Annotated in this window: 20 protein-coding genes; 9 read left to right on the top strand and 11 right to left on the bottom strand. The window is 66.2% G+C overall.

Annotated features, from left to right (window positions below):
- The first annotated feature begins 10 nt into the window (after positions 1-10).
- Positions 11-1,744, top strand: coding sequence for an acyl-CoA dehydrogenase FadE (locus EBI04_RS03280; RefSeq protein WP_135256026.1), 1,734 nt, complete (start codon positions 11-13; stop codon positions 1,742-1,744).
- Between the two features lie 58 nt (positions 1,745-1,802).
- Here EBI04_RS03280 and cysS read toward each other — a convergent pair whose 3' ends face one another.
- Positions 1,803-3,248, bottom strand: a complete 1,446-nt coding sequence (gene cysS, locus EBI04_RS03275; protein WP_135256025.1) for a cysteine--tRNA ligase — start codon at positions 3,246-3,248, stop codon at positions 1,803-1,805.
- 36 nt (positions 3,249-3,284) lie between these two features.
- Here cysS and hslO point away from each other — a divergent pair, with 36 nt between their 5' ends.
- From hslO to EBI04_RS03255, 4 genes are all read left to right on the top strand, one after another.
- On the top strand, positions 3,285-4,310 hold the full coding sequence (hslO, locus tag EBI04_RS03270) for an Hsp33 family molecular chaperone HslO (RefSeq protein ID WP_135256024.1): 1,026 nt from the start codon (positions 3,285-3,287) through the stop codon (positions 4,308-4,310).
- A gap of 12 nt (positions 4,311-4,322) precedes the next feature.
- Positions 4,323-4,736, top strand: a complete 414-nt coding sequence (locus tag EBI04_RS03265; protein WP_135256023.1) for a universal stress protein — start codon at positions 4,323-4,325, stop codon at positions 4,734-4,736.
- A gap of 146 nt (positions 4,737-4,882) precedes the next feature.
- Positions 4,883-6,424: a cation:proton antiporter domain-containing protein gene (locus EBI04_RS03260; protein ID WP_240695363.1), complete on the top strand. Its 1,542-nt coding sequence runs from the start codon at positions 4,883-4,885 to the stop codon at positions 6,422-6,424.
- A gap of 18 nt (positions 6,425-6,442) precedes the next feature.
- Positions 6,443-7,681 (top strand): aminotransferase class I/II-fold pyridoxal phosphate-dependent enzyme, encoded by a 1,239-nt coding sequence (locus tag EBI04_RS03255; protein ID WP_135256021.1) that lies wholly within the window; start codon positions 6,443-6,445, stop codon positions 7,679-7,681.
- A gap of 116 nt (positions 7,682-7,797) precedes the next feature.
- On the opposite strand, the gene EBI04_RS03250 is transcribed toward EBI04_RS03255, so the two are convergent.
- Both EBI04_RS03250 and EBI04_RS13745 read right to left on the bottom strand, forming a co-directional pair.
- Positions 7,798-9,024 (bottom strand): aminopeptidase, encoded by a 1,227-nt coding sequence (locus EBI04_RS03250; RefSeq protein ID WP_135256020.1) that lies wholly within the window; start codon positions 9,022-9,024, stop codon positions 7,798-7,800.
- A 32-nt stretch (positions 9,025-9,056) separates the two neighbouring features.
- Positions 9,057-9,191, bottom strand: a complete 135-nt coding sequence (locus EBI04_RS13745; RefSeq protein ID WP_015717205.1) for a hypothetical protein — start codon at positions 9,189-9,191, stop codon at positions 9,057-9,059.
- A gap of 84 nt (positions 9,192-9,275) precedes the next feature.
- Between EBI04_RS13745 and nifJ the strand changes: the two genes are divergently transcribed.
- Complete coding sequence (gene nifJ, locus EBI04_RS03245; protein ID WP_135256019.1) at positions 9,276-12,779, top strand: pyruvate:ferredoxin (flavodoxin) oxidoreductase; 3,504 nt, start codon at positions 9,276-9,278, stop codon at positions 12,777-12,779.
- 15 nt (positions 12,780-12,794) lie between these two features.
- Entirely contained in the window at positions 12,795-13,793 is a 999-nt protein-coding gene (locus tag EBI04_RS03240) for a dihydroorotate dehydrogenase-like protein (protein ID WP_135256018.1), read from the top strand.
- On the opposite strand, the gene EBI04_RS03235 is transcribed toward EBI04_RS03240, so the two are convergent.
- A complete protein-coding gene (locus EBI04_RS03235) occupies positions 13,759-14,007 on the bottom strand; it encodes an HTH domain-containing protein (RefSeq protein WP_135256017.1) in 249 nt (82 codons plus the stop codon). The two genes, EBI04_RS03240 and EBI04_RS03235, sit on opposite strands and share 35 nt — an antisense overlap.
- A gap of 32 nt (positions 14,008-14,039) precedes the next feature.
- Here EBI04_RS03235 and polX point away from each other — a divergent pair, with 32 nt between their 5' ends.
- The gene (gene polX / locus EBI04_RS03230; RefSeq protein ID WP_135256016.1) at positions 14,040-15,767 is read left to right on the top strand and encodes a DNA polymerase/3'-5' exonuclease PolX; all 1,728 of its coding nucleotides are present in this window, start codon (positions 14,040-14,042) and stop codon (positions 15,765-15,767) included.
- Here polX and EBI04_RS03225 read toward each other — a convergent pair.
- The 5 genes from EBI04_RS03225 to EBI04_RS03205 all read right to left on the bottom strand — a co-directional run bounded on the left by EBI04_RS03225 (position 15,745) and on the right by EBI04_RS03205 (position 21,712).
- A complete protein-coding gene (locus EBI04_RS03225) occupies positions 15,745-16,407 on the bottom strand; it encodes a type-5 uracil-DNA glycosylase (RefSeq protein ID WP_135256015.1) in 663 nt (220 codons plus the stop codon). The genes polX and EBI04_RS03225 overlap by 23 nt on opposite strands.
- Positions 16,408-16,465: 58 nt before the next feature.
- Positions 16,466-17,869, bottom strand: coding sequence for a hypothetical protein (locus EBI04_RS03220; RefSeq protein WP_135256014.1), 1,404 nt, complete (start codon positions 17,867-17,869; stop codon positions 16,466-16,468).
- 129 nt (positions 17,870-17,998) lie between these two features.
- Positions 17,999-18,517: a helix-turn-helix transcriptional regulator gene (locus tag EBI04_RS13740; RefSeq protein ID WP_135256013.1), complete on the bottom strand. Its 519-nt coding sequence runs from the start codon at positions 18,515-18,517 to the stop codon at positions 17,999-18,001.
- A 36-nt stretch (positions 18,518-18,553) separates the two neighbouring features.
- Positions 18,554-20,044, bottom strand: a complete 1,491-nt coding sequence (locus EBI04_RS03210) for a PxKF domain-containing protein (RefSeq protein WP_135256012.1) — start codon at positions 20,042-20,044, stop codon at positions 18,554-18,556.
- Between the two features lie 102 nt (positions 20,045-20,146).
- Complete coding sequence (locus EBI04_RS03205; protein WP_135256011.1) at positions 20,147-21,712, bottom strand: acyl-CoA carboxylase subunit beta; 1,566 nt, start codon at positions 21,710-21,712, stop codon at positions 20,147-20,149.
- Between the two features lie 72 nt (positions 21,713-21,784).
- Between EBI04_RS03205 and EBI04_RS03200 the strand changes: the two genes are divergently transcribed.
- Positions 21,785-22,207 carry a hypothetical protein gene (locus EBI04_RS03200; protein ID WP_135256010.1) on the top strand — a complete coding sequence of 141 codons (423 nt, stop codon included), beginning with the start codon at positions 21,785-21,787 and terminating at the stop codon, positions 22,205-22,207.
- 64 nt (positions 22,208-22,271) lie between these two features.
- Here EBI04_RS03200 and EBI04_RS03195 read toward each other — a convergent pair whose 3' ends face one another.
- Both EBI04_RS03195 and EBI04_RS03190 read right to left on the bottom strand, forming a co-directional pair.
- Positions 22,272-23,213, bottom strand: a complete 942-nt coding sequence (locus tag EBI04_RS03195) for an electron transfer flavoprotein subunit alpha/FixB family protein (protein WP_135256009.1) — start codon at positions 23,211-23,213, stop codon at positions 22,272-22,274.
- A gap of 10 nt (positions 23,214-23,223) precedes the next feature.
- Positions 23,224-23,967 carry an electron transfer flavoprotein subunit beta/FixA family protein gene (locus EBI04_RS03190; protein ID WP_135256008.1) on the bottom strand — a complete coding sequence of 248 codons (744 nt, stop codon included), beginning with the start codon at positions 23,965-23,967 and terminating at the stop codon, positions 23,224-23,226.
- Positions 23,968-23,977: the final 10 nt, after the last annotated feature.

The following is a 23,977-nucleotide window of genomic DNA, read 5'->3' as shown; positions in this document are numbered from 1 at the left end:
GGAGGCCAAGATGACCGAGGAGAAGAAGCTTTGGCAAAAGGGCGGCGGCTGGCTTTTGGAGGTGCCCGAAAGGGTCTACACCCCCGAGGACTTTGACGAGAGCGTCAAGGAGATCGCCCGCACCACCCGCACCTTTGTGGAGAAGGAAGTGCTCCCCCTTCTGGAGCGCATGGAGCACGGGGAGCTGGAGCTCAACGTGCCCCTCATGCGGAAGGCGGGGGAGCTTGGGCTCCTGGGGATCGATGTGCCCGAGGAGTACGGGGGTCTGGACCTTCCCAAGGTGATCTCCACGGTGGTGGCGGAGGAGCTTTCCGGCTCGGGGGGCTTTTCCGTCACCTACGGGGCCCACACCTCCATCGGCACCCTGCCTTTGGTCTACTTCGGCACCGAGGAGCAGAAGCGGAAGTACCTTCCCAAGCTGGCGAGCGGGGAGTGGATCGCCGCCTACTGCCTCACCGAGCCGGGTTCGGGCTCGGACGCCCTTTCCGCCAAGACCCGGGCCACCCTTTCCGAAGACGGCCGGCACTACCTCCTGAACGGGGTCAAGCAGTGGATCTCTAACGCCGGCTTTGCCCAGCTCTTCACCGTTTTCGCCAAGGTGGATGGGGAGCACTTCACCGCCTTTCTGGTGGAGCGGGATACTCCCGGGCTCTCCTTCGGCCCCGAGGAGAAGAAGATGGGCATCAAGGCCTCCAGCACCCGCCAGGTGATCCTCGAGGACGCCAAGGTCCCCGTGGAAAACGTCCTGGGGGAGATTGGCAAGGGGCACAAGATCGCCTTCAACGTCCTCAACGTGGGCCGGTACAAGCTGGGGGCGGGGGCGGTGGGCGGGGCCAAAAGGGCCCTGGAGCTTTCCGCCAAGTACGCCAAGGAGCGGCACCAGTTCGGCCGCCCCATCGGGAGCTTCGGCCTCATAAAGCAGAAGCTCGGGGAGATGGCCTCCCGCATCTACGCCGCGGAAAGCGCCGTCTACCGCACCGTGGGCCTTATCGACGAGGCCCTTGAGGGCAAGAAGGGGCCTGAGGCGGTGATGGCGGGGATCGAGGAGTATGCGGTGGAGGCCAGCATCATCAAGGTGCTGGGCTCGGAGGTCCTGGACTACGTGGTGGACGAGGGGGTGCAGATCCACGGGGGCTACGGCTACTCCCAGGAGTACCCCATTGAGCGGGCCTACCGGGATGCCCGCATCAACCGCATCTTTGAGGGCACCAACGAGATCAACCGCCTCCTCATCCCCGGCATGCTCCTGAGGCGGGCCCTCAAGGGGCAGCTACCCCTCTTCCAGGCGGCCATGCGGTTGCAGAAGGAGCTTCTGGAGCCCAGCTTTGAGGAGCCCGAGGACCTGGAGCTCCACCAGGTCGGAAACCTCAAGAAGCTCGCCCTCATGGTGGCGGGCCTGGCGGCCCAGAAGTACGGGCAGAAGGTGGAGGAGGAGCAGGAGGTCCTGGGGGCGGTGGCGGATATCCTGATCGACGCCTACGCTGCGGAAAGCGCCCTCCTCCGCGCCCGGAGGCTTGGCGGCGTGGCCGGGGCCATGGCCCGCCTCTACCTCCTCCAGGCCCTGGACCGGGCCCAGGCGGGGGCGCTTTCCGTGCTTCCCCGCCTGGTGGAGGGGGATGAGGCCCGGGTGGTCTACTCCGCGGCCCGCAGGCTCACCAAGCATGAGCCCGTGGACCTGGTGGCCTTAAGGCGGGAGGTGGCGGAGGCGGTCCTCGAGGCCGAGGGCTACCCCATCTCCCGCTAGAGGGTAAATGGCAGGACCCCCGGGGCGTCCCGGGGGTCTTTTTTTGCAGGTTGGGCGTTTAGGCCATCTCTAGACGCCACTTAGGGCCTTCCTTGGTGTCCTCCACCACCACTCCCAGGGCCTTTAGCCGCTCCCGGATCAGGTCGCTCTTGGCGTAGTCCTTGGCCCGCCGGGCCTCCTCGCGGAGCTCCAGGAGGAGGGCGACGAGGCCTTCCAGGAGGGGGCCAGAAACCCGCTCCTCCAGGACCCTCTCGGGGAAGAGGCCTAAGAGGTCCTCCCCAAGGCTGTGGAAGGTATCTTGGGCCCGCTTTAGGCTTTCTGCCCTGGCCTCGGGCAGAAGGCGGTAGAGTTCGGGGAGGAAGGAGAAGAAGGCGGCCAGGGCCTCGGGGGTGGAGAGGTCGTCCTCTATCGCCTGGAAAAAGCTCCGCTCCAAGGCGTCCAGGGCCCGCTCCAGCTCGGGGGTGGTTCCGGGGGCCGCGGCGCGCCGCCTTTCCCGCACCTCCCGGTAGGCCTGCAGGAGGCGGGTGTAGCCCCGCTTGGCGGCCTCGAGGCCCTCCCAGGTGAAGTCCATGGGGCTCCGGTAGTGGGTCTGGAGGAGGTAAAACCGCAGGGCCATGGGCTCGTGGGCCTTAAGGAGGTCGTGGAGGAGGACCAGGTTCCCCGTGCTCTTGGCCATCTTTTCCCCTGCCAGGAGCACGTGGTTGTGGTGCATCCAGTGGCGGGCGAAGCGGTAGCCGGCCGCTTCCGCCTGGGCGATCTCGCACTCGTGGTGGGGAAACTGAAGGTCTATGCCCCCGGCGTGGATGTCAAACCCTTCCCCCAGGTACTTTAGGCTCATGGCGGTGCACTCGATGTGCCAGCCGGGGTAGCCTTCCCCCCAGGGGCTCTTCCAGCGCATGAGGTGGCCGGGTTCGGCAGCCTTCCAGAGGGCGAAGTCTAGGGGGTCTTCCTTCTCCTCCCGCACCTCCACCCGGGCCCCGGCCCGAAGCTCCTCCAGGCGCTTGCCGGAAAGCTTCCCGTACTCGGGGAAGGCCCGTACCCGGAAGTAGACGCTGCCCTTGCGCTCGTAGGCGAAGCCGAGCTTTAGGAGCCTTTCCGTGAGCTCAATCTGCTCGGGGATGTGGCCGCTGGCCCTAGGGGCGATGGAGGGCCGGAGCACGTTTAGGGCGGTGATGGCATCAAAGTAGCTCCAAGTGTACTTCTCCGCCACCTCCATGGGTTCGAGCCTTTCCAGCTTGGCCCGGCGCTCAATCTTGTCCTCCCCCTGGTCGGCGTCGTCGGTGAGGTGGCCCACGTCGGTGATGTTGGAAACGAAGCGCACCTTGTAGCCCATGTGCAAGAAGTAGCGGCGCAGGACATCGTAAACGATGGGCCCCCGGGCGTGGCCCAAGTGGGGGTCGGAGTAGACGGTGGGGCCGCACACGTAGATGCCCACGTGCCCCGGGGTGGCGGGGATGAAGTCCACCTTCGCGCGCTGCAGGGTATCGTATATGCGCAGGCCCATAGGGCGATTATAGGCCCCGTGGCATAATGGCGGGGTATGGGAAGGATCCTGAGGGGCCTGGCGGGGGAGGGCCACCTGCGGGTAGTAGCGGCGGAAACTTCGGATGTGGCGGAAGAGGCCCGCAGGCGGCACGGCCTTTCCCCCACGGCCACTGCCGCTCTAGGGCGGGCCATGACGGGTGCGCTTCTTCTGGCCCAGCTCCTCCTCAAAACCCCCAAGGAGCGCCTCACCCTGCGCCTGGAGGGGACCGGGCCTTTGGGGGGACTGGTGGTGGAGGCGGATGCCCAGGGCCACGTGCGGGGCTACGTGCAAAACCCAGGGGCGGAGGCGCCTTTGCGTGCCGACGGCAAGCTCAACGTGGGCGAGCTGGTGGGCGCTGGGGTCTTGCGGGTAGACCGGAGCCTCCCGAATGGGGAGGTCTATACCAGCACGGTGCCTTTGGTTTCCGGGGAGATCGCCGAGGACCTGGCCCACTACCTCTGGCAGTCGGAGCAGATCCCCTCCGCGGTCCTCCTGGGGGTGCGGGTGAAAGGGGAAGGAGAGGTGGATGTGGCGGGGGGCGTGGCGATCCAGGTGATGCCGGAGGCCCCGGAAGAGGTGCTGCAACGCCTGGAGGCCAACCTTTCGGGCCGAGCGGGCCTCACGCCCCTCCTCAAGGAAAGGGGTTTGGAGGGCGCCCTGGAGGTGCTCCTGGCGGGGCTGGGGTTTGAGCGCACGGACCTCCGGGCCCTGGGCTACGCGCTGAACGAGATCCCTGCCCACTTCCGCTGTCGCTGCAGCCGGGAGAAGGCCCTCGAGGCCCTGGTCTTCTTCACCCCGGAGGAACGGGAGGACATGATCGTGAAGGACGGAGGTGCGGAGGTGGTCTGCCACTGGTGCGGCGAGGTCTACCGCTTCTCCCCGGAGGAGATCCGTTCCCTGGTGGCGGAGGTGCGTTGCCCTGACTGCGGCACCCTTTGGCTGTATCCCAAGGCGGACGGCACGCTTTTCCGGATCGAGGGGGATACCTGCCGTTGCGGGCGTAAGGTGGAAATTCCTTCGGAAAAACGAGCCCAGGCCTGATAAGCTTAGGCCATGTTCAAGACCATCCTCCTGGCTTACGACGGTTCGGATCATGCCAAGCGGGCGGCGCAGGTGGCCAAGGCGGAAGCGGAAGCTCACGGGGCTAGGCTGGTGGTGGTTCATGTCTACGAGCCCGTCCCCGACTACCTGGGAGAGCCCTTCTTCCAGGAGGCCCTGAAGCGCCGCCTGGAGCGGGCGGAAAGGGTTTTGGCGGAGGCCGTGGCCCTCACCGGGATTCCCAAGGAGGACGGGCTCTTGTTGGAGGGCCGCCCGGCGGAGGCCATCCTGGAAGCCGCCATTGGGGAGAAGGCCGACCTTATCGTTATGGGTACCCGGGGCCTGGGGGCGATTGGCAGCCTTTTCCTGGGAAGCCAAAGCCAGAAGGTGTTGGCGGAGGCTCCTTGCCCCGTGCTCCTGGTGCGCTGAGCCAGACCCCGCCCTAAGGGTTCTAAAGCACTTCGCCGCGGCGGGGCCCCAAAATTCCGTGGGCATTAGGCCCACTATACTGGGGTAACCGAGGCGCTTGGGCCCCCGTTCCCCAAGCGAAAACGAAGGTTCCGGCACCAAAGGAGGTGTGCTTGGCAGGGGTTCTCCTTTTGGCCTACTTCTCCGGGATCCTAATGGTGCGCCTGGGCCTGCCCGCCTTCCTGGGCTACCTGGCGGTGGGGGTGGTCCTGCGCATGGCAGGCTTTCCGAGGGATCCCCTCCTGGCCCTTTTCGCCGACCTCGGGGTCTACCTCCTCCTTTTCACCGTGGGCCTGGGCCTCAGGCTGGAGCGCCTGGTGCGGAGGGAGGTGCTGGGAACAGGGGTTTTCCAGCTCCTCCTCCTCCCTCCTTTCCTGCTCCTCCTCTACCTCCTGGGCCTGGCCCAAAACCCCTTGGCCCTCCTGGTCCTGGCCGTGGCCCTCGTCAACCCCAGCACGGTGCTCCTGGCCCGGGTGCTCCAGGGCAAGGGGGAGCTTTCCGCCCTCCACGGCCAGATCGCCTTGGGGGTTTCCGTCTTTTTGGACGTGGCCTCCCTGGCCTTGCTCATCCTGGTGGGGTTCCAGGGGGTGGGGCCCTTGGGCTTTTTGGTCCTCCTCTTTCCCCTCCTGAGGCCCTTTTTGGTGCACCTTTTCGCCTGGGCGCAAGGAGCGGAGCTCAAGCTCCTTTTGGGCGTGGCCCTGGCCCTCCTGGGAGCTGAGGCCGCCCGCCTCCTGGGGGCCCCCGAGGCCCTGGGGGCCCTCTTCATGGGCCTTGGCCTCGCCCGCCACCCCGGGGCAGGGGAGGTGGCCGATCGGCTTTGGGCTCTCAGGGAAGCTTTTCTTGTGGCCTTCTTCGTGCAAGCGGGGATGGCCGTGGGGCCAGATGGGTTTTTCGCTGGCCTCCTCCTCCTCTTGGCCCTTTTCCTCAAGCCGCCCTTTCTGTTCCTGCCTCTGGTGCGCCAAGGCTTCCGTGCCCGCACCGCCTTTTTGGTGGGGGTGGGCCTCGCCACCTATTCCGAGTTCGCCCTGGTGGCCGCCGGGGTTCTTCAGGCCCTGGGGCACCTGGCCCCTTCGGGGGTGGGGGCGGTGGCCCTGGCTGTGGGGGGATCTTTTCTCTTGGGAGCCCCCCTTCTGCAGCGGGCGCATAGGCTTTACGAGCTTTGGAAGTCTTGGCTCCTCCGGCTCGAGCGGCCTGGCCTCCACCCCGACGAGGAGCCCCAAGGGGCCTTGGGGACCAGGTGGCTGGTGGTGGGGATGGGCCGCATGGGGGCGGCGGCCTACCGCTTTTTGGCGGAGCAGGGGGAGGCGGTCTTGGGGTTGGACAGCGACCCCGCTAAGGTGGCCTACCACACCGGCAAGGGGCGGCGGGTCCTTTACGGGGATGCGGAGGACCCCAGCCTCTGGGAAGGGCTGGACCTGGTGGGGGTTCGGGGGGTGATCCTCGCGCTCCCGGATTTGGAGGCCCGCCTCCGGGCCACCCGCGCCCTGAGGCAGAAGGATTTCCGCGGCGTGGTGGGGGCGGTGAGCTACGCCCGGGAGGAGGACACTCCCCTCCTGGAAGCGGGCGTGGACGTGATCTTCCACCCCCTCCTGGAGGCGGGAGAGCGGCTGGCCGAGAGGGTATGGGAAAAGGCCCGGGCCTGGGCCTGAAGGGGTAGACTTTAGGGTATGCGCTACGCAACCCTGGCGGTCCTCAGTGGCCTTCCCCAGGACCCCCACGGGGCTTTGGGCCTCCCCATCTACGCGGTGGCGGCCTACGGCTTCGCCACCCTGGAGGAGGGGGCCGAGCGCTTCGCCACCGGGGAGGGTTACGTTTACGCGAGGCAGAAGGACCCCACGGCGAGGGCCCTGGAGGAAAGGCTTAAGGCCCTGGAAGGGGCCATGGAGGCACTGGTCTTCGCCTCGGGCCAGGCGGCCACCTTTGCCGCCCTCTTTTCCCTGTTGCGCCCGGGGGATGAGGTGGTGGCGGCCAAGGGGCTTTTCGGCCAGACCATCGGCCTTTTCGGGCAGGTCTTGGCCCCCTTGGGCATAGGGGTGCGCTACGTGGAGCCCGAACCCGACCGGGTGCGGGCGGCCCTCACGGGGAGGACCCGGGCCATCTTCGTGGAAACCATGGCCAACCCGGCCCTGGTGGTTCCGGACCTCGAGGGCTTAGCCTCCTTGGCAGAGGAAAAGGCCATTGCCCTGGTGGTGGACAACACCTTTGGCGCTGCCGGTGCCCTAGCCAAGCCCCTTCAGTGGGGGGCCCACGTGGTGGTGGAAAGCCTCACCAAATGGGCAAGCGGCCACGGCTCTGTGCTGGGAGGGGCGGTGGTGGTGAGGGAAAGCCGCATCTGGCAAAACTATCCCCAGTTCCTGGAGAAAGATGCCAGGGGCCAGGTTCCCTGGGAGGCCCTGGGACCTCGGTGTTATCCGGAGCGGGTGCGTACCCTGGGGCTATCCCTGATGGGCATGGCCCTTTCCCCCTTCAACGCCTACCTTCTCTTTCAGGGTTTGGAAACCGTGGCCCTACGGGTGAGGCGCATGAGCGAAACCGCCCATCGCCTGGCCGAGGCCCTAAAGGGCCACCCGAAGCTCCAGTCCCTTCGCTACCCTGGCCTGCCCCAGGATCCGGCCTACCCCATGGCCCGGAAGTACCTGGCCTCGGGGGGGCCCATGCTCACCCTGGACCTGGGAAGCCAGGAGGCAGCAAGCCGCTTCCTCCGGGCCATCCCCTTGCCCAAGGCCGCCAACCTGGGGGATGCCCGCACCCTTCTGGTGCATCCCTGGACCACCACCCATAGCCGCCTTTCGGAGGAGGGGAGGCTGCAGGCGGGGGTTACCCCGGGGCTGGTGCGGGTTTCCGTGGGGCTGGAGGATCCTGAGGATCTTGTGGCTTGGTTCCGGGAGGCCTTGGAAGGGGCTTAGGGGGGAAGAAAAGCACAAGCGTGTAACATCGTGAAGCTATGCACCAACTTCTCATCCGAAGCTTAGATCCCGCCATGGAAGCCCCACGGCAGGATCCCTTAAGGATGTCCTAGCTTTCAGATCACCCAAAGCCCCTCGCGCATGAGGGGCACGCGGGTACCATCTTCCAAAATCCCATCCACCTGCACCTCCACAGAGCCGATCATCCAGTCGATGTGCACCAGGCTTTCGTTGGCCCCGCGCTTCCGGAACTCCTCCCCGGTAGGGCGGCCCTCCAGGTTCTCCGCATAGGCCTGGCCGAAGGCGATGTGGCTGGCGGCGTTTTCGTCGAAGAGGGTGTCGAAGAAGACCAAGCCCGTCCTGGCGATGGGGTTGTCGGCGGGTACCAGGGCCACTTCTCCAAGTCTGCGAGCCCCCTCGTCGGTGGAGAGGACCTTGAGGAGGACCTCCTGGCCTTTTTCCGCCCCTACCTCCACCGCATACCCCCCTTCAAACCGGGCCCATAGGCCCTCCACCAACTGGCCTCCCAGGGCCAGGGGCCGGGTTGAGCGCACCACCCCCTCCACCCGCTCCCGGTGGGGGGCGGTGAAGACCTCCTCCGTGGGCAGGTTGGGGTTGCAGATGCGCCCCTTTTTGGTGGGGGTGGCCCCACCTTGCCACAGGTGGCCCTCCGCGAGGCCCACCGTCAGGTCCGTGCCGGGCCCCTGGAAGTGGAGGGCTTGGAAGCGGCGTTCGTTCAAGTAGGCCACCTTTTCGTGGAGGCTTCGGTTGTGGGCCTCCCAAGCGGCCACAGGGTCCGGCCCGTCCACCCGGGTGACCTGAAAGATGGCCTGCCAGAGCTTGGCCACGGCTTCCTGCTCGGGAAGATCCGGGAAGACCGCCCTGGCCCAGCCGGGGTGGGCGAAGGGGACGATGGTCCAGTTGGTGACGAACTCCGTGATGGCCTCGAGGGCCGGCTTGTAGGCTCGGCTCTGGGCCTGCTGGGCCCGTCCTATGCGCTCCGGGGGAAGGCCCTCCAGGGCCTTGGGATCGTTGCCGGAAACCGCAAGCCGGGCCGCTCCCTCCCGGAAGGCCTTGGCCATACCCTCGTAGAGCCAGGCCGGGGCCTTGTCCAGACCTTCCTCCGGGGCTAGGGAAAGGCGCTTGCGGGACAGGACGTTATCCCCGTAGAGGACCGTGAAGAGGCTCGCCCCGTGCTGGTAGGCCTTTTCCGCCAGGAGGCGCACGAAGTCCACCGCCTCGATGGGGGCGGTGGCAATGACCTCCTGCCCTCGTTCTAGGTTGAGCCCCACCCGGATGGCCAGATCCGCCAGCTTTTCTAGGTTCTCTTGAAACGTGCTCACGCCCTCAAGTCTTTTGCTCCCGGGGGTTTCCGTCAAGCCCTGGGGCAGCTTCTGGGCCTTCCCAAGAGGAGGACGACCCCGGCCAAGAGGAGCAGGGGAGGCCGGTAATCCTCGAGGAGGAAAGCCGCCAAAAGGAAGAGAAGGGCTAAGGGATACCGTAGGGGCATGGCCTCATGGTACACCCGGGCGGGGCCAGGGTTGGGACATTCCTCACCCGCCCGGGCCTTTATGGTAAGGGAGAGGTGAATCCTATGCGCCCCATCACCGTGGATGGCAACGAGGCGGTGGCCCGGGTAGCCTACCGCCTAAGCGAGGTGATCGCCATTTATCCCATTACCCCTTCCAGCCCCATGGCGGAGCTTTCCGACGAGTGGGCGGCCGAAGGGGAGCCCAATCTGTTCGGGTTGGTGCCCCGAGTGATGGAGATGCAGTCCGAGGGGGGCGCGGCGGGGGCCCTGCACGGAGCCCTCCAAGAGGGGGTGCTGGTCACCACCTTCACCGCCAGCCAGGGCCTCCTGCTCATGATCCCCGACATGTACAAGATCGCTGGCCAGGCCCTGCCCGGGGTCATCCACGTGGCCGCCCGGGCTTTGGCCACCCATGCCCTGTCCATCTTCGGGGATCATCAGGACCTCTATGCGGTGCGGCCCACAGGGTGGGCGATCTTGGTGTCGGACTCCGTGCAGGCGGCCCAGGACTTGGCGGCCATAGCCCACATTACCGCCCTGAAGGCAAGCCTGCCCGTGCTTCACGCCATGGATGGCTTCCGCACCTCCCACGAGGTGCAGAAGATCGTGCCCCTTTCCGATCGGGAGCTTAAGGCCCTCTTTCCCTTCGGGGCCCTCGAGGCCTACCGGCGGCGTGCCTTGACCCCTGAGGCCCCGGTGATTCGCGGCACCGCGCAAAACCCCGACCACTACTTCCAGAACCGGGAGGCCATCAACCCCTACTACCTGCGCCTGCCCCAGGTGGTGGCCGAGACCATGGAACACTTTGCCCAGGTGACGGGGCGCCGCTATGCCCCCTACGAGTACTTCGGCCACCCGGAGGCGGAGCGGGTGGTGGTGGTCATGGGCTCGGCCTCCTTGGCGGTGGAGGAGGCGGTGGAGTACCTCTTGAGGCGGGGGGAAAGGGTGGGCATGGTGCGGGTGCGCCTTTACCGCCCTTTCCACGGGGAGGCCTTTCTTGCCTCCTTCCCCCGGACCGTGAAGAAGGTGGCCGTTCTGGACCGGGGTAAGGAGCCCGGTGCCGTGGGGGAGCCCCTCTTCCAGGAGGTGGCGGCGGCCTTTGCCCTCCGGGGCGGGGAGGTGCCCATCCTGGTGGGCGGGCGCTACGGGCTTTCCTCCAAGGAGTTCACCCCGGCCATGGCCCTGGGGGTTTTTGAGGAGCTCAAGAAGGAGAGGCCCCGGCACGGCTTCACCCTGGGCATCGTGGACGATGTGACGGGCACAAGCCTTTCCTACCCCCAGGTGGACTTTGAGGACCCGGCCTCGGTGCGGGCGGTCTTCTTCGCCCTGGGGGCGGACGGCACCGTGAGCGCCAACAAGAACACCATCAAGATCATCGGCGAGGAAACCCCGCTTTACGCCCAGGGGTACTTCGTTTATGACTCTAAGAAATCAGGCTCCCGCACGGTAAGCCACCTGCGCTTTGGCCCAAATCCTCTTCAGAAGCCCTACCTTATCCGGCGGGCAAACTTCGTGGGCATCCACCAGTGGAGCTTCCTGGAGCGCCTTCCCATGCTGGAGGTGGCGGAGGAGGGGGCCTCGGTCCTCCTCAACAGCCCCTACCCCAAGGAGGAGGTCTGGGACCGCTTGCCCAGGCCTGTTCAGGAGGAGATCCTGAGGAAGAACCTCAGGGTCTATGTGGTCAACGCCTACGAGTTGGCCAGGCGGGTGGGCCTTCCCGGGCGTATCAACACCATCATGCAAGCGGCCTTCTTCAAGCTTTCCAAGGTCTTGCCCGAGGAGGAGGCCAAGGCCCGCATCAAGAAGGGTATAGAAAAAAGCTACGGCAAGCGGGGCCGATCGGTGCTGGAAAGGAACTTCCAGGCGGTGGAGCTGGGTTTTGAGGCGGTGGAGCCCCTGCCCATCCCCGGCAAGGTCACCTCGGAAAAGGAGCTGGTGCCCCCTATGGTGGACCACCCGCCTGCCTTTGTGCGGGAGGTGCTGGGGCCCATCGCCCTGGGGCTTGGGGACGCCCTACCGGTTTCCGCCTTTCCCCCGGATGGAACCTACCCCACGGGGACGGCCAGGTACGAGAAGCGGGGCATCGCGGAGTTCATCCCCACCTGGGACCCCCAGGTGTGCGTGCAGTGCGGCAAGTGTGTCCTGGTCTGCCCCCATGCGGTGATCCGGGCCAAGGTGGTGCCGGAGGAGGTCTTGGTCCAGGCCCCGGAAGGTTTCCCCCACCGCAAGGCCATGTGGAAGGAACTCACCGGGGAGTTTACCCTGGCCATTAGCCCCGACGACTGCACGGGTTGCTCCCTTTGTGTGGAGGTCTGCCCCGCCAAGGACAAGCAGAACCCGAGCCGTAAGGCCTTGAACCTGGCCCCCCGCCTCGAGGTGCGGGAAGAGATGAACCGGCACTGGGACTTCTTCCTCTCCCTGCCGGAAACCCCCAGGGCCGGCCTTAAGCTCCACACCGTGAAGGATGTGCAACTTCTGGAGCCTTTGTTTGAGTTCCCTGGGGCCTGCGCGGGGTGCGGGGAAACTCCTTACCTAAGGCTCCTTTCCCAGCTCTTCGGCGACCGCCTCATCGTGGCCAACGCCACCGGGTGCAGCTCCATCTACGGGGGGAACCTCCCCACCACCCCTTGGAGCAAGAACAAGGAAGGGCGGGGTCCCGCCTGGGCCAACTCCCTCTTTGAGGACAACGCCGAGTTCGGCCTCGGCATGCGCCTGGCCTTGGACAAAAAGGCGGAGTACGCCCGGGAGTTGCTTAAGGATTTCCGGCAGGTTCTGGGGGAGGAGCTGGTGGAGAGGCTTCTTGCGGAAACGGGGCCAGAGGGGGTGGAGAAGAGGCGGCAGGATGTGGCCCTCTTAAGGGAAAAGCTCAAGGACCTGGCGGATCCCAGGGCCAAGGACCTCCTGGCGGTGGCGGATGCCCTCATCCCCCATTCCGTGTGGATCGTGGGCGGGGATGGCTGGGCCTACGATATCGGCTACGGGGGCCTGGACCACGTGCTGGCCAGCGGGGCCAACGTGAAGGTTTTGGTCCTGGACACCGAGGTCTACTCCAACACAGGGGGACAGGCTTCCAAGGCCACGGGGCTGGGGGCGGTGGCCAAGTTCGCCGCGGCAGGCAAGCCCACCCCCAAGAAGGACCTGGCCTTCATGGCCATGAGCTACGGGCATGTCTACGTGGCCCAAATCGCCATGGGGGCCAACGACGCCCATACCCTGCGGGCCTTCCTCGAGGCCGAGGCCCATGAGGGCCCGGCCCTCCTCATCGCCTACAGCCACTGCATCGCCCACGGCATCGACATGGCCAAGGGGATGGAGCACCAGAAGCTGGCGGAGCGCACGGGATACTGGCCGCTTTTCCGTTACCTACCGGGCCAGGGCCTCTTCCTGGACTCCAAGCCCCCTACCCTTCCCCTGAGGGAGTACCTCTACGCGGAAAACCGCTACCGTCTCCTCCTCCAGACCCACCCCGAGGGGGCCGAGGCCTTCTTGAAGCTGGCGGAGGAAGCGGTGCGGGAAAGGTGGGAAAGGCTTTCCCGCATGGCCCAAAAGGAAACTGTGCCAAGCTAGAGGAGGGAGGAGGGTATGGACCTCAGCACCACCTACTTGGGATTGAAGCTGGAGCACCCTTTGGTGGCTTCGGCCTCACCCCTTACCGAGCGGCTGGATGGGTTTCTTCGCCTGGAGGATGGGGGTGCGGCGGCCATCGTGATGCACTCCCTCTTTGAGGAGCAGGTGACCCTCGAGGAGGAGATGCTGGACCATTACCTGCACTACGGCCACGAAAGCTACGCCGAGGCCCTTTCCTACTTTCCCCGGGCCCACGAGTACCGCCTGACCCCGGACCGCCATCTGGATCTTCTCTCCCGGGCCAAGGAACGGGTTTCCATCCCCATCATCGCCAGCTTGAACGGCATCAGCCGGGGGGGCTGGGTGGAGTACGCCAGGCTCCTGGAGGAGGCGGGGGCCGACGCGATAGAGCTCAACCTCTACTACATTCCCACCGATCCCGCCCTTTCTGGGGCGGAGGTGGAGGCCATGTACCTGGATACCATCCGGGCGGTGGTGGAAACCGTACGGATCCCGGTGGCGGTCAAGGTGGGGCACGCCTTCACCGCCTTCGCCCACTTCGCCAAACGGGTGGAGGCCACAGGGGCCCGGGCCCTGGTCCTCTTTAACCGTTTCTACCAGCCCGACTTGGACCTGGAGACCCTTTCCGTGGTGCCTACCTTAAGCCTTTCGCGTCCCTACGAGGCCCTTTTGCGTATCCACTGGATCGCCCTCCTCTACGGTCGGGTCGGCCTGGAGCTGGCCTTGACGGGGGGGGTGCATTCGGGGAAGGAGGCGGCCAAGGGACTTCTGGCCGGGGCCCAGGTGGTGATGATGACCTCGGCCGTCCTGGAAGGGGGGCCAGGGCACTTCCGCACCGTGCTGGAGGAGCTTAAGGCCTTTATGGAGGAAAAGGAGTACGCCAGCGTGGGGGAGATGCGGGGGGTGATGAGCTACCTGAAGGTGGCGGAACCCGCCGCCCTGGAACGGGCCAACTACCTCAAGGTTCTGGGCTCGTATCGCCTTCTTCCCTGAGGGCGTAAAACCCCTTGCCCAGGGCCACCACCGGGCTTCTATGCCAGCGGGCTAAGGCGGAAAGGCGGATCCTGGCGATCTTTTCCGGCTCCTTCACCTCGGCCCAGAGTCCCGCTTCCTTCAGACGGCGGCCCACCTCGGTATAGTGGAGGGGCCGGCCCTCCTGTTTCAGCATCTCCAACACCGCCTTGCGGAACCGGTCCGGTGGGGGCATGGGCAGGCCCAGTATACCCGTATAGTGAGGGCATGAGGAACCAGGAGCTGGCCCGCCTCTTTGAGGAGATCGGGCTCATGAGCGAGTTCTTGGGGGACAACCCCTTTAGGGTGCGGGCCTACTACCAGGCGGCTCGCACCCTGTACGACCTGGATACCCCCATTGAGGAGGTGGCCAAGGGAGGCAGGGAGGCCCTTCTGACCCTTCCCGGGATCGGGCCCGATCTGGCGGAGAAGATTTTGGAGTTTCTCGCCACCGGAGGGATTAGGAAGCACCGAGAGCTTTCGGAGCGGGTGCCCAAAGGGGTTTTGGCGGTGATGGAGGTGCCCGGGGTGGGGCCCAAGACCGCCCGGCAGCTCTACGACGAGCTGGGCATTGACTCCCTGGAAAAATTAAGGGAAGCCCTGGATAGAGGGGATCTCCTTCGCCTGAAGGGCTTTGGCCAGAAGAAGGCGGAGCGCATTCGGGAGGGCCTGGCCCTGGTGCAGGTGGCGGGCAAGCGAAGGCCCCTGGGGGCGGTGCTTTCCCTGGCCCGGAACCTCCTTGCCGCCATCCAGGACCTACCGGGGGTAGGGCGGGCAGCGCTTTGCGGGTCCGCCCGGCGGTATAAGGACACGGTGGGGGACCTGGACTACCTGGTGGCCAGCGAAAGAAGCGAGGAGGTGGTGAGGGCGTTCGTGAAGCTTCCCCAGGTGAAGGAGGTGTACGCCCAGGGCAAGGAGCGGGCCACGGTGTTTTTGAAAAGCGGCCTCCAAGTGGACCTGAGGGTGGTGCCGCCCGAGAGTTGGGGTTCCGGGCTCCAGTACCTCACCGGGAGCAAGGAGCACTCCATCCGGCTCCGGGGCCTTGCCCAGGAAAAGGGTTTGAAGCTTTCCGAGTACGGGGTTTTTAGGGGCGAAAAGCGCCTGGCAGGGGAGACGGAGGAAGGGGTTTACGAGGCCCTGGGGCTACCCTTCATTCCCCCTCCCTTGCGGGAGGACCACGGGGAGATCGAGGCGGCCTTGGAGGGAAGTCTTCCCAGGCTTCTTGAGCTTTCCGAGGTGAAGGGGGACTTGCAGGTCCACTCCACGTACTCCGACGGGCAGAATAGCCTCGAGGAACTCTGGCAGGCGGCGGGGGCCCTGGGCTACCAGTACCTAGGGGTTACGGACCACTCCCCGGCGGTGCGGGTGGCGGGGGGTCCTTCCCCGGAAGAGGCCCTAAAGCGCATTGAGGCCATCCGCCGCTTCAACGAGACCCACGGTCCTCCCTACCTCCTGGCGGGGGCCGAGGTGGACATACGGCCCGATGGCTCCCTGGACTATCCGGACTGGGTCCTGAGGGAGCTGGACCTGGTGCTCGTTTCCATCCACTCCCAGTTCAAGCTGCCCAAGGCCGAGCAGACCCGGCGCATCCTGAAGGCCTTGGAGAACCCCTTTGTTCACGTCCTGGCCCACCCCACCGCCCGGCTCATCGGCCGCAGGCCCCCCATCGAGGCCGACTGGGAGGCCATCTTCCAAAAGGCCAAGGAGAAGGGGGTGGCGGTGGAGATCGACGGCTACTACGATCGCATGGACCTCCCCGACGACCTGGCCCGGATGGCCTATGGGATGGGGCTTTGGATTAGCCTTTCCACCGATGCCCACCAGGTGGAGCACCTGCGCTTCATGGAGCTGGCGGTGGGCACGGCGCAAAGGGCCTGGATCGGACCCGAGAGGGTGCTGAACACCCTCTCCTACGAAGACCTTATGGCTTGGCTCAAAGCCCGGCGAGGCCTTTAGCCTTTAGCAGAATTTCCAGGAACATCTCCCGGGTGAGCCTGCCGGTCTGGGTGTTCTGCCGGGAGACGTGGTAGCTAGCCAGGAGGTGCCCCCCCTGGGGCAGGGGGTAGTGGGCCCCGTGGAAGAAGGGATGGGCCGACTTCTTCAGGCCGAAGTGGTCTAGGAGAGCCTCGAGGGCCACCCCCCCCAGGGCCAGGTAGACCCTGGCCTCCCGAAGGAGGCCGAGCTCCACCCGGGTCCAGGCGGCGCAGGTGGCGATCTCCTCCCGGGTGGGCTTGTTCCCTGGGGGGGCGCAGCGCACCGCGGCGGTGAGGTAGACCCCAAAGAGCCGGAGGTCATCCCCGGGCTCGCTTTGGGGCTTGCTGGAAAGCCCCGCCTCGTAAAGAAGGGGGTAGAGGAAGGCCCCGGAGGCGTCCCCGGTGAAGGGGCGGCCCGTGCGGTTGGAGCCGTGGGCCCCAGGGGCGAGGCCGAAGAGCACCAGCCGGGCTTGGGGATCGCCAAAGCCGGGGACGGGCCTTGCCCAGTACGCCCAGTCCCGGTAGGCCCGGCGCTTGGTTCGTCCCACCTCCTCCCGCCAGGCCACCAGCCGGGGGCAGAGGCGGCAGGCGGTGAGCTCCTCCCGGAAGCGGACCAGGTCCACGCCCCTAAGGGTAGCAAACCCCCGCCCCTTTGGGGCGGGGGATAGGAGGCCAGGGGTTTCAGTAGGGGGAGTCAAAGGGGCAGGCCTCGGGGCCAGGCTGGACGAAGGTCCGGTTGTTATTGGCCCAGTCGAAGGCGTCCTTCAGTGCCTCCTGGTAGGCGCGCCAGGGGTTGCCGTCATAGGCGGTGGGGTGGAGGGCCAGCTCCGCGTTCGCTTCAGCCAGGAGGGCATTCACCGTGGCGAAGCCCGCCGCGTTGGCGCTCATGGTGCCTGGGGCATAGACCAGGGCGTTCCCGTCCACAAACCCCGCCCGCACGTTCAGGTACATGGCCGCCATCTGGGCGGAGAGCATGTAGGCCATGTTGGTGGCGTTGGCCCCAAGGAGCCAGGTGCGGAACTCGCTGTAGCTCCCGGGATCAAAGGGGCTTCCGTCCGCCCGCACCAGGTTCAGGTTGCGAAGCTCCGCCAGGATGGCGTCCATCCCCAGACCGTTCATGGCGCTCTGGCCGTTGCGGTTGCTCCAGAAGCCCAGGGTCCTGCCGCCCCCTGCGCCCAGGCAGACGTTGCCGAAATCGGGGCCGTGGACGTCGGCGGTGCCCACCGTGACCGTGCCCGAGGTGGGGGTGGTGTTGAGCCAGCGGCCCGCGGGCCACCAGCCGGGAGGCGGGGGCACCTCGGTGAGGGTGTAGGCTCCGGAGTTCCTGGGCACCAGGAAGCTGTACTGGCCGCTTGCGGAGGTGTAGGTCACGTCGGAGGGCGTGGGGGGCACCTTCTCGATGCGCCAGCCGGGGATGGCGGGCTCACCCGGGTCCCACATGCCGTTGGTGTTGGCGTCGTACCACTTGTAGCCCCAGATGGCCACTTCCGCGGGTTCCTCCCCGCGCATGCGCACCTTGAAGTTGTCGGTCTTGCTCCGGGCGGGGAGGAAGCCGTAGACGCCCTGTCCGGGGGCGTAGTCCGCCACCGGGGTCACCCAGACCTTGTACTCCCCCCCGGGGTTAGGGGTGTCGGCGTAGGGGTAAAGCTGCACGCTGATGGCCCCGGGGCACTTGCCCACTCCCACCTGGCGGGTGCCCCCGTAAAGGGCCCCCGTGTACTCCACGAAGACCCCGCCCTGGACCCGCACCCGGCGGTGGTCGATGGGGTCGGTGGTGAGGAGGGTGCTCCCCGAGGGGTCGGTCACCTGGAAGTAGTACTCCCCGTCCGGCAGGCCGGCGGCGGTGCAGGGGGCGTTGGGGGGCGGGCCGCCGTTCAGGTAGACGTCCTCCTTGGCGTCGTAGACGTTGCCGTTCACCAGGGAGCCGTCCCCCAAGGTGGTGTAGATGGCCCCGGTGAGGGGAGCGTTGGCCGCCTGCAGGCTGGAGCTGCTGGCTCCCAGGGAGCCCGTCTGCCCGCCGCAGGCCGCCAGGACCAAGGCTAGGGCGGCCCCAGCCAGGAACCAAAACGCTCTAGTGGACCTCATAAAGACCTCCTTTCACCCTCAGCATGGGGGCAGGGGCGAAGGCACGCAACGGGCTTTTGGTCTAGGTCTTTTTAAGCCGAAAGTCTTAAGGCTTTTGCACCAGGAGGCCTAGGCCTTTAGCGGGATAGATCAGCTCAGGAAGCGCACGTGGGCTAGCTGGCTCCGCTTCTTTACCCCAAGCTTCTGAAAGACAACGGAGAGGTGGGCCTTCACCGTCTTCACGGAGATGCCGAGCTCCTTGGCGATCTCCTCGTTGCTGAGGCCGAGGGCGGCCAGGGCAGCCACCTCCTTCTCCCGCTGGGTGAGGTGGGGAAGGGGCTCCCCCACCAAGGCGGCCACCACCCGCCTTTCCGCCCAGACCTCCCCCTGGGCCACGGCCTTGAGGGCCCTTTCCAGGACCTCGAGGCCCTGGTCCGGGTAGAGGTAGCCCCTGTACCCCTTCTTCAGGGCTTGGGCCGACTGTTCCCGGGTCTTTAAGAGGACCACCGCGGGGACGGGCGGGGGGGCAGGGACCTCCCGGTCGGCCTCCACCAGGCCCACCTGGGCCAGGAGGGGATGCTCCACCACCTCGAAGCCCCGGGCCCTCAGGGCTTCCGCCAAGGCTTCCTGCTCGGTGAAGATGGGAAACTGGAGCCAGACCTTCACCATGGCCTGACCCCAGTTTACCCAAACCTTGGTTTAGCCCTAGCGGATGAGGCTGAAATGGGTCTCCGCCAAGGGGATGCCCGCGTAGGAGACCGTGGTGCGGTAGCAGCCCAGGCTCCAGCCGGCCTGGGTCTTCAGGTTGAAGACGTACTGGCCGCTGTCGGGGTCGTAGCGCCAGGCGGTGGAGCCGGTGGGGTAGTCGTTGCCCTCGATTGCCTCCCCGCTTGTGGAGTTGCAGCTGCCGGTGTAGCGGAGGACGAGGCGCAGGCCGTCGGCCAGATCCGTGGCGGGGGTGCCATCGGCGTAGGTGGGCGGGTAGAACTTGTGGGGGATGGTGGAGCCCCGCTTGTGGGCGCTGTAGGGGACCGCCATGCGCAAGGGGGGTAGGAAGCCTGCAGGGTTCACGTTCAGGGTCACGAAGACCTGGAAGCTGGCCTGGCTCTCGTTGGGGGTAGGGGGGGCAGGGCTCACCGGGGCGCGGTAGGTGGCGCTGTCCCGGGCGGTGCAGACCACGGTCTGGGTGGCCCCGATGGGAATGTAGCTCCCTTCCGCAGGGGCGCAGGTCACGGTTACGGGCTCCGACACCCCGTTGGGGTCGCTGGCGGAGATGCCGAGGTCGGCAAGGCTAAGGAGCCACCCCTGGAGGTTCTGGGCGACCCGGGTCACGGTACCACTCGGCAGGCCAGAGAAGACGGGCGGGGTGGAGTCCTCCACGTACACGGGGAAGCTCGCGCTGGCGGAAAGCCCCCCGGAGTCGGTCACGGAACAGGTCACCGTGGTTTCGCCGATGGGGAAGAGGGTACCGCTTGCTGAGGTGCAGACCACGCTCCCCGTGAGGTCCCCATCCTCTTGGTCCGTGGCCGTGACCAGGAAGCTCACCTGGGCCCCCGCGGGGCTGGTGGCCTCGGCCAGGACGAAGTTGGGCACGGCGAGGGTGGGGGGTGTGTTGGGGGGAGGGGGCGGGGGTTCGGCGCCAGGGCAGGAGGTGAAGGCCACGTACACGGTTACCTCGGATTGCCCGGGGGGGGTCTGGAGCTTTCCTGATCCTGTGTTGGGTTGTGGGTCACGGGGTTCCACCTTGAAGGCGCTGGTGCCCGTAGCCGGGGCACCCCCGTTCCGCACGGTGAGCGTCACCGACCTAGGCTGGTCGCTGGCGCTCTGGAAGGTTACGGTGGTTTCGTCCGACCCCACCCACGACCCGGCCTCGTAAGTCCAGGTGGTGTAGACCTTGAAGGAGGCGGGGTAGGCCTGTCCGGGCGGCGTCTTGATGGTGTAGCCCACCTGCACCGTGCTGGGGGCCCCGTGGGCGCACCCGTCCACCGCCAGGGGGGTGGTTTGGGAACCCACCAAGGAAGCCAGCTGGCCCTCGAGGTTCCCCTGGGGCCGGACCACCACCCCCTTGGCGCTAGGGGCAGGGATCCCTTCCGTCACCACGATCTCCTGCGGCCCCACCTCCCCCTGCGGCCCGGAGCAGGCAGCGAGGAAGAGGAGGGTTAGCCCGCCGATAAGCGCCTTTCCATAGGTTTTCATTTCTGCTTCACCTCCCGTTCATGTCCAGGCTAGACCAGCCGCTGCCCCACGAAAACGGCCCAAAGTCCTAAGACTTTGGGCCGACCCCGGCGCCCTTGGGTTTCAGAGGGGGATGTTGTCGTGCTTTTTGAAGGGCCGTTCCTCCTTTTTGTCCCAGAGCATCCGCAGGTGCTGGTAGAGGAGGCGCCGGGTGTGGGTGGGGTCGATGACATCGTCGATGTAGCCCCGGGCTGCCGCCACCCAGGGGTTGTCAAAAGCCTTCTTGTACTCCTCAATCTTGCGGCGGCGGGTTTCCTTGGGGTTGGGGGAGGACTGGATCTCCTTGCGGTAGATGATGTTGGCGGCCCCTTCCGCCCCCATCACCGCCACCGCCGCCGTGGGCCAGGCCAGCACCACATCCGCCCCCATGTCCTTGGAGTTCATGGCCAGGTAGGCCCCCCCGTAGGCCTTGCGGGCGATGAGGGTGATCTTGGGCACCGTGGCCTCGGCGTAGGCGAAAAGCATCTTGGCCCCGTGGCGGATGATGCCCCCGTGCTCCTGGGCCACCCCGGGCAGAAAGCCCGTCACGTCCACCAGGGTAAGGAGGGGGATGTTGAAGGCGTCCATGGTGCGGATGAAGCGGGCGGCCTTGTCGGAGGCGTTGATGTCCAGGGCCCCGGCCATGAAGCGGGGGTTGTTGGCGATGACCCCCACGGGGTGGCCCCCGAGCCGCCCCAGGCCCACGATGATGTTCCGGGCGAAGCCGGGCTGGATCTCCAAGAACTCCCCCTCGTCCAGGAGGGTCCGGATCACCTGGTGCATGTTGTAGGGCCTCCGGGCGTCCGGGTGAACGATGTCCAGAAGCTCCGGGGTGGGGCGGTGGGGGTCGTCCTTGGGTTCCACCACCGGGGGCTTTTCCCGGCTGTTTTGCGGGAGGTAGGAGAGGAGCTTCTTGATGAGGTCCAGGACTTCCTGGTCGTTTTGCCCCTCGAGGTGGGCCACCCCGCTTTTTTCCATGTGCACGTCCGCCCCGCCCAGCTCCTCAAAGCTCACCTCCTCCCGGGTCACACTCCGGATCACCTCGGGGCCGGTGATGAACATGTAACTGGTACCGCGGCTCATGAGGATGAAGTCGGTCATGGCGGGGCTGTAGACCGCTCCCCCGGCGCAGGGGCCCAGGATGGCGGAGATCTGGGGCACCACTCCGGAGTAGATGGCGTTGCGGTAGAAGACCTCCCCGTACCCGGAGAGGCTATCCACCCCCTCCTGGATGCGGGCCCCGGCGGAATCATTGAGGCCGATGATGGGAGCCCCCACCTTGGCCGCCAGGTCCATGAGGCTTGCGATCTTGCGCCCGTGCATCTTCCCCAGGGAGCCTCCTAAAACGGTGAAGTCCTGGCTGAAGACGAAGACCAGGCGCCCTCCGATGGTGCCGTAGCCGGTCACCACCCCGTCCGCCGCAGCCTCAACCCCCTCCATGAGGCCGGTTTCCAGGTGCTCAGCGAAGGGCATGAGTTCCACAAAGCTTCCCGGGTCCAAAAGGTATTCTATTCGCTCCCGGGCGGTGAGTTTCCCTTGCTGGTGCTGCTTGCGGATGCGTTCCTCTCCCCCGCCAAGGAGGACCTTTTTCCGCCTTTCCTCCAGCTCAGCCAGTAGCTCATCCAGGATAAGCTTGGCGTTATCGGCCATACTGGCCGCATGATATACTAAGAAGCCGGGTTTGCTTCCACGGCAAGGGGCCCGGTAGAGGAGGTGAGAGGAATGAAGCGCTGGTTAAGCCTAGTCCTGTTGCTGGTAGTGGCGCTCCTTGTGGTCTGGGCAGGCTACCAGGGCTATGCCCGCCTCCGGGCCCTCGAGGGCCAGGTGGCCGCCTTGGAAGCCCAGGTGCAGGCCCAGGAGCAAGCCTTGAAGGCCTTGGGGGATCGGGTGGGGAAGCTGGAGGAGGAGGTCTTCAAGGCTCCGTCCCCACCCCTTTCCCTCCCTGAAGTGCCAAAGGCCCCAAGCGCCCCTGCCTGGCCCTATGCGGTGGGCGTGGTGGTGGCGGCGGTGCTCCTTTTCTTCCTCTTGCAGCTTCTTCGGGGTAGCCGAGGAAAGGAGAGGGGCGAGGGACAGGGGTCCCCATCCCAAGAGAACCTCGAGGCCTCCCGTATGGAGAACGAAGGAGCTCCGCCCAAGAAAGAGTAGGAATGGACTCTAACTCCGAGCGGGCAGGGATTTCCCTGCCCGCCCCCTTTCTGCCGGCTGGGGCCTAGTCTTTTAGCTTCTTCACCGCTTGGATTAAAGCGGGAAGCACCTGGTGCACATCCCCCACGATGCCGTAGTCGGCGTGCTTGAAGATGGGAGCCTCGGGGTCCTTGTTCACCGCCACGATGTACTTGCTCTTGTTCATCCCCGCCAGGTGCTGGACCGCCCCGGAAACTCCCAGGGCAATGTACAGGGAGGGTTGCACGGTTTTCCCCGTCTGGCCCACCTGTTCGCTATAGGGACGCCAGCCGGCATCCACCACCGCCCGGGTCGCTCCCACAGCCCCGCCCAGGAGGGCGGCAAGCTCCTCTACTTGCTTGAAAGCCTCGGAGCCACCCATGCCCCGGCCTCCCGTGACCACCACATCCGCCTCGGTGAGGGAAACACCCTTTTTCTCCTCCTGCACCCTTTCCAGCACCTCCACGCTGGAAACCGGGGGGATGGGAAGCGCCACCACCTGGCCCACCTGGCCCAGGGGTTCCGCCAGGGGAGTGGTGTTGGGCTTCACCGTGAGGACCACCGGGGGAGCGCTTTTCACCTTCTGCGTCACCCGGTTTAGGTAGGCGTAGCGGGTGGCGTAGACCTCGCTTCCCTCCGCCCAAGACTCCAGGGTGTCCTCCAGGAGCCCGGCCTTTAGGGCATAGGCTACCCGGCCCATGTAGGTGCGGCTTTGCCGGGAAGATGGGGCAACAATGGCCTTTACCCCAGCCTTGGCGGCTTCCAGGATTCCCGCCGCCCACTTCTCGGCGGTGTAGGGACCGAGCTCCGCCACGTAAAGGGTTTCCACGTAGCCTCGGGCCTCTTCCACGGGGGCTTGGCCCTCCGCCAAAAGCACCCCGGCCACCCCTTCTCCCAAGGCCTCGGCCAGCTTCCGGGCCCGGGTCAGGGCCTCGAGGCTCGCCTTCCTCAGCTTGTTTCCATCATGGTCCAGAACCACCAGGATCATGGATGCCTCCTCAGATCACCTTGGCTTCCTCGTGCAGAAGCCGCACCAGCTCCTCGGCCGCCGCCACGGGGTCCTTGCCGTCCAGAATCTTCTGAAGCCGGGTCTTCTCCTGGATGCTCTCCTGGAGGATTTCCACCCGGCTTGCCCCTTGAAAGGCCACCTTTTTGATTTCCTTCTTCTTGGCCTTCATGATGCCGGGCAGGGTGGGGTAGCGGGGTTCGTTCAGGCCTTGTTGGGTGGTGAAGACCGCAGGAAGCCGTACCCGTACCCACTCCGCTCCCTCGTCCAGGTCGTGCTTGGCCCTGGCGGTTTCCCCTTCCAGCTCGAGGGCCGTGGTCCAGGCCACCACCGGCACGTCCAGGGCTTCCGCCAAAGCCCCGCCCAGGGCCTGGCTATCCCAGTCGGCCTGTTGCCCGCCCGTGAGGATGAGGGTAGGGGATTCCTCCTTCAGGATGGGGGCCAGAGCCTCGGCCACGGTCACGGGATCGGCGTACCCCTCGTAAACCACGTGGATGCCCCGGTCCATCCCCATGGCCAAGGCGGTGCGGATGGCCTCCTCGGTGCGCTCGGGGCCGAAGCCCACCACGATGGCCTCGCCCCCATGCTTCTCCTTTAGGCGAAGGGCTTCCTCCACCCCGTACTCGTCCATCTGGTCCAGGATCAGGGTGGCCCCGGAAAGGTCCACCCGATCCCCCTGGATCCTCAGCCTGCTTTCCCCGTCCGGTACCTGTCTGATGACCGCCACGAACTTCATCCCTTACCTC

Source organism: Thermus caldilimi (genome assembly GCF_004684245.1).
Classification (GTDB): Bacteria; Deinococcota; Deinococci; order Deinococcales; family Thermaceae; genus Thermus; species Thermus caldilimi.
This window is presented reverse-complemented; position numbering and strand designations above follow the sequence as displayed.

Coding starts and splice junctions, on each gene's coding strand:
- EBI04_RS03205 (WP_135256011.1), bottom strand. CDS start 21,712: ATGGCCGATAACGCCAAGCTTATCCTGGATGAGCTACTGGCTGAGCTG.
- polX (WP_135256016.1), top strand. CDS start 14,040: ATGAGGAACCAGGAGCTGGCCCGCCTCTTTGAGGAGATCGGGCTCATG.
- EBI04_RS13745 (WP_015717205.1), bottom strand. CDS start 9,191: ATGCCCCTACGGTATCCCTTAGCCCTTCTCTTCCTTTTGGCGGCTTTC.
- EBI04_RS03220 (WP_135256014.1), bottom strand. CDS start 17,869: ATGAGGTCCACTAGAGCGTTTTGGTTCCTGGCTGGGGCCGCCCTAGCC.
- EBI04_RS03240 (WP_135256018.1), top strand. CDS start 12,795: ATGGACCTCAGCACCACCTACTTGGGATTGAAGCTGGAGCACCCTTTG.
- EBI04_RS03235 (WP_135256017.1), bottom strand. CDS start 14,007: ATGCCCCCACCGGACCGGTTCCGCAAGGCGGTGTTGGAGATGCTGAAA.
- EBI04_RS03210 (WP_135256012.1), bottom strand. CDS start 20,044: ATGAAAACCTATGGAAAGGCGCTTATCGGCGGGCTAACCCTCCTCTTC.
- hslO (WP_135256024.1), top strand. CDS start 3,285: ATGGGAAGGATCCTGAGGGGCCTGGCGGGGGAGGGCCACCTGCGGGTA.
- EBI04_RS03265 (WP_135256023.1), top strand. CDS start 4,323: ATGTTCAAGACCATCCTCCTGGCTTACGACGGTTCGGATCATGCCAAG.
- EBI04_RS03195 (WP_135256009.1), bottom strand. CDS start 23,213: ATGATCCTGGTGGTTCTGGACCATGATGGAAACAAGCTGAGGAAGGCG.
- EBI04_RS13740 (WP_135256013.1), bottom strand. CDS start 18,517: ATGGTGAAGGTCTGGCTCCAGTTTCCCATCTTCACCGAGCAGGAAGCC.
- EBI04_RS03200 (WP_135256010.1), top strand. CDS start 21,785: ATGAAGCGCTGGTTAAGCCTAGTCCTGTTGCTGGTAGTGGCGCTCCTT.
- EBI04_RS03190 (WP_135256008.1), bottom strand. CDS start 23,967: ATGAAGTTCGTGGCGGTCATCAGACAGGTACCGGACGGGGAAAGCAGG.
- EBI04_RS03255 (WP_135256021.1), top strand. CDS start 6,443: ATGCGCTACGCAACCCTGGCGGTCCTCAGTGGCCTTCCCCAGGACCCC.
- cysS (WP_135256025.1), bottom strand. CDS start 3,248: ATGGGCCTGCGCATATACGATACCCTGCAGCGCGCGAAGGTGGACTTC.
- nifJ (WP_135256019.1), top strand. CDS start 9,276: ATGCGCCCCATCACCGTGGATGGCAACGAGGCGGTGGCCCGGGTAGCC.
- EBI04_RS03280 (WP_135256026.1), top strand. CDS start 11: ATGACCGAGGAGAAGAAGCTTTGGCAAAAGGGCGGCGGCTGGCTTTTG.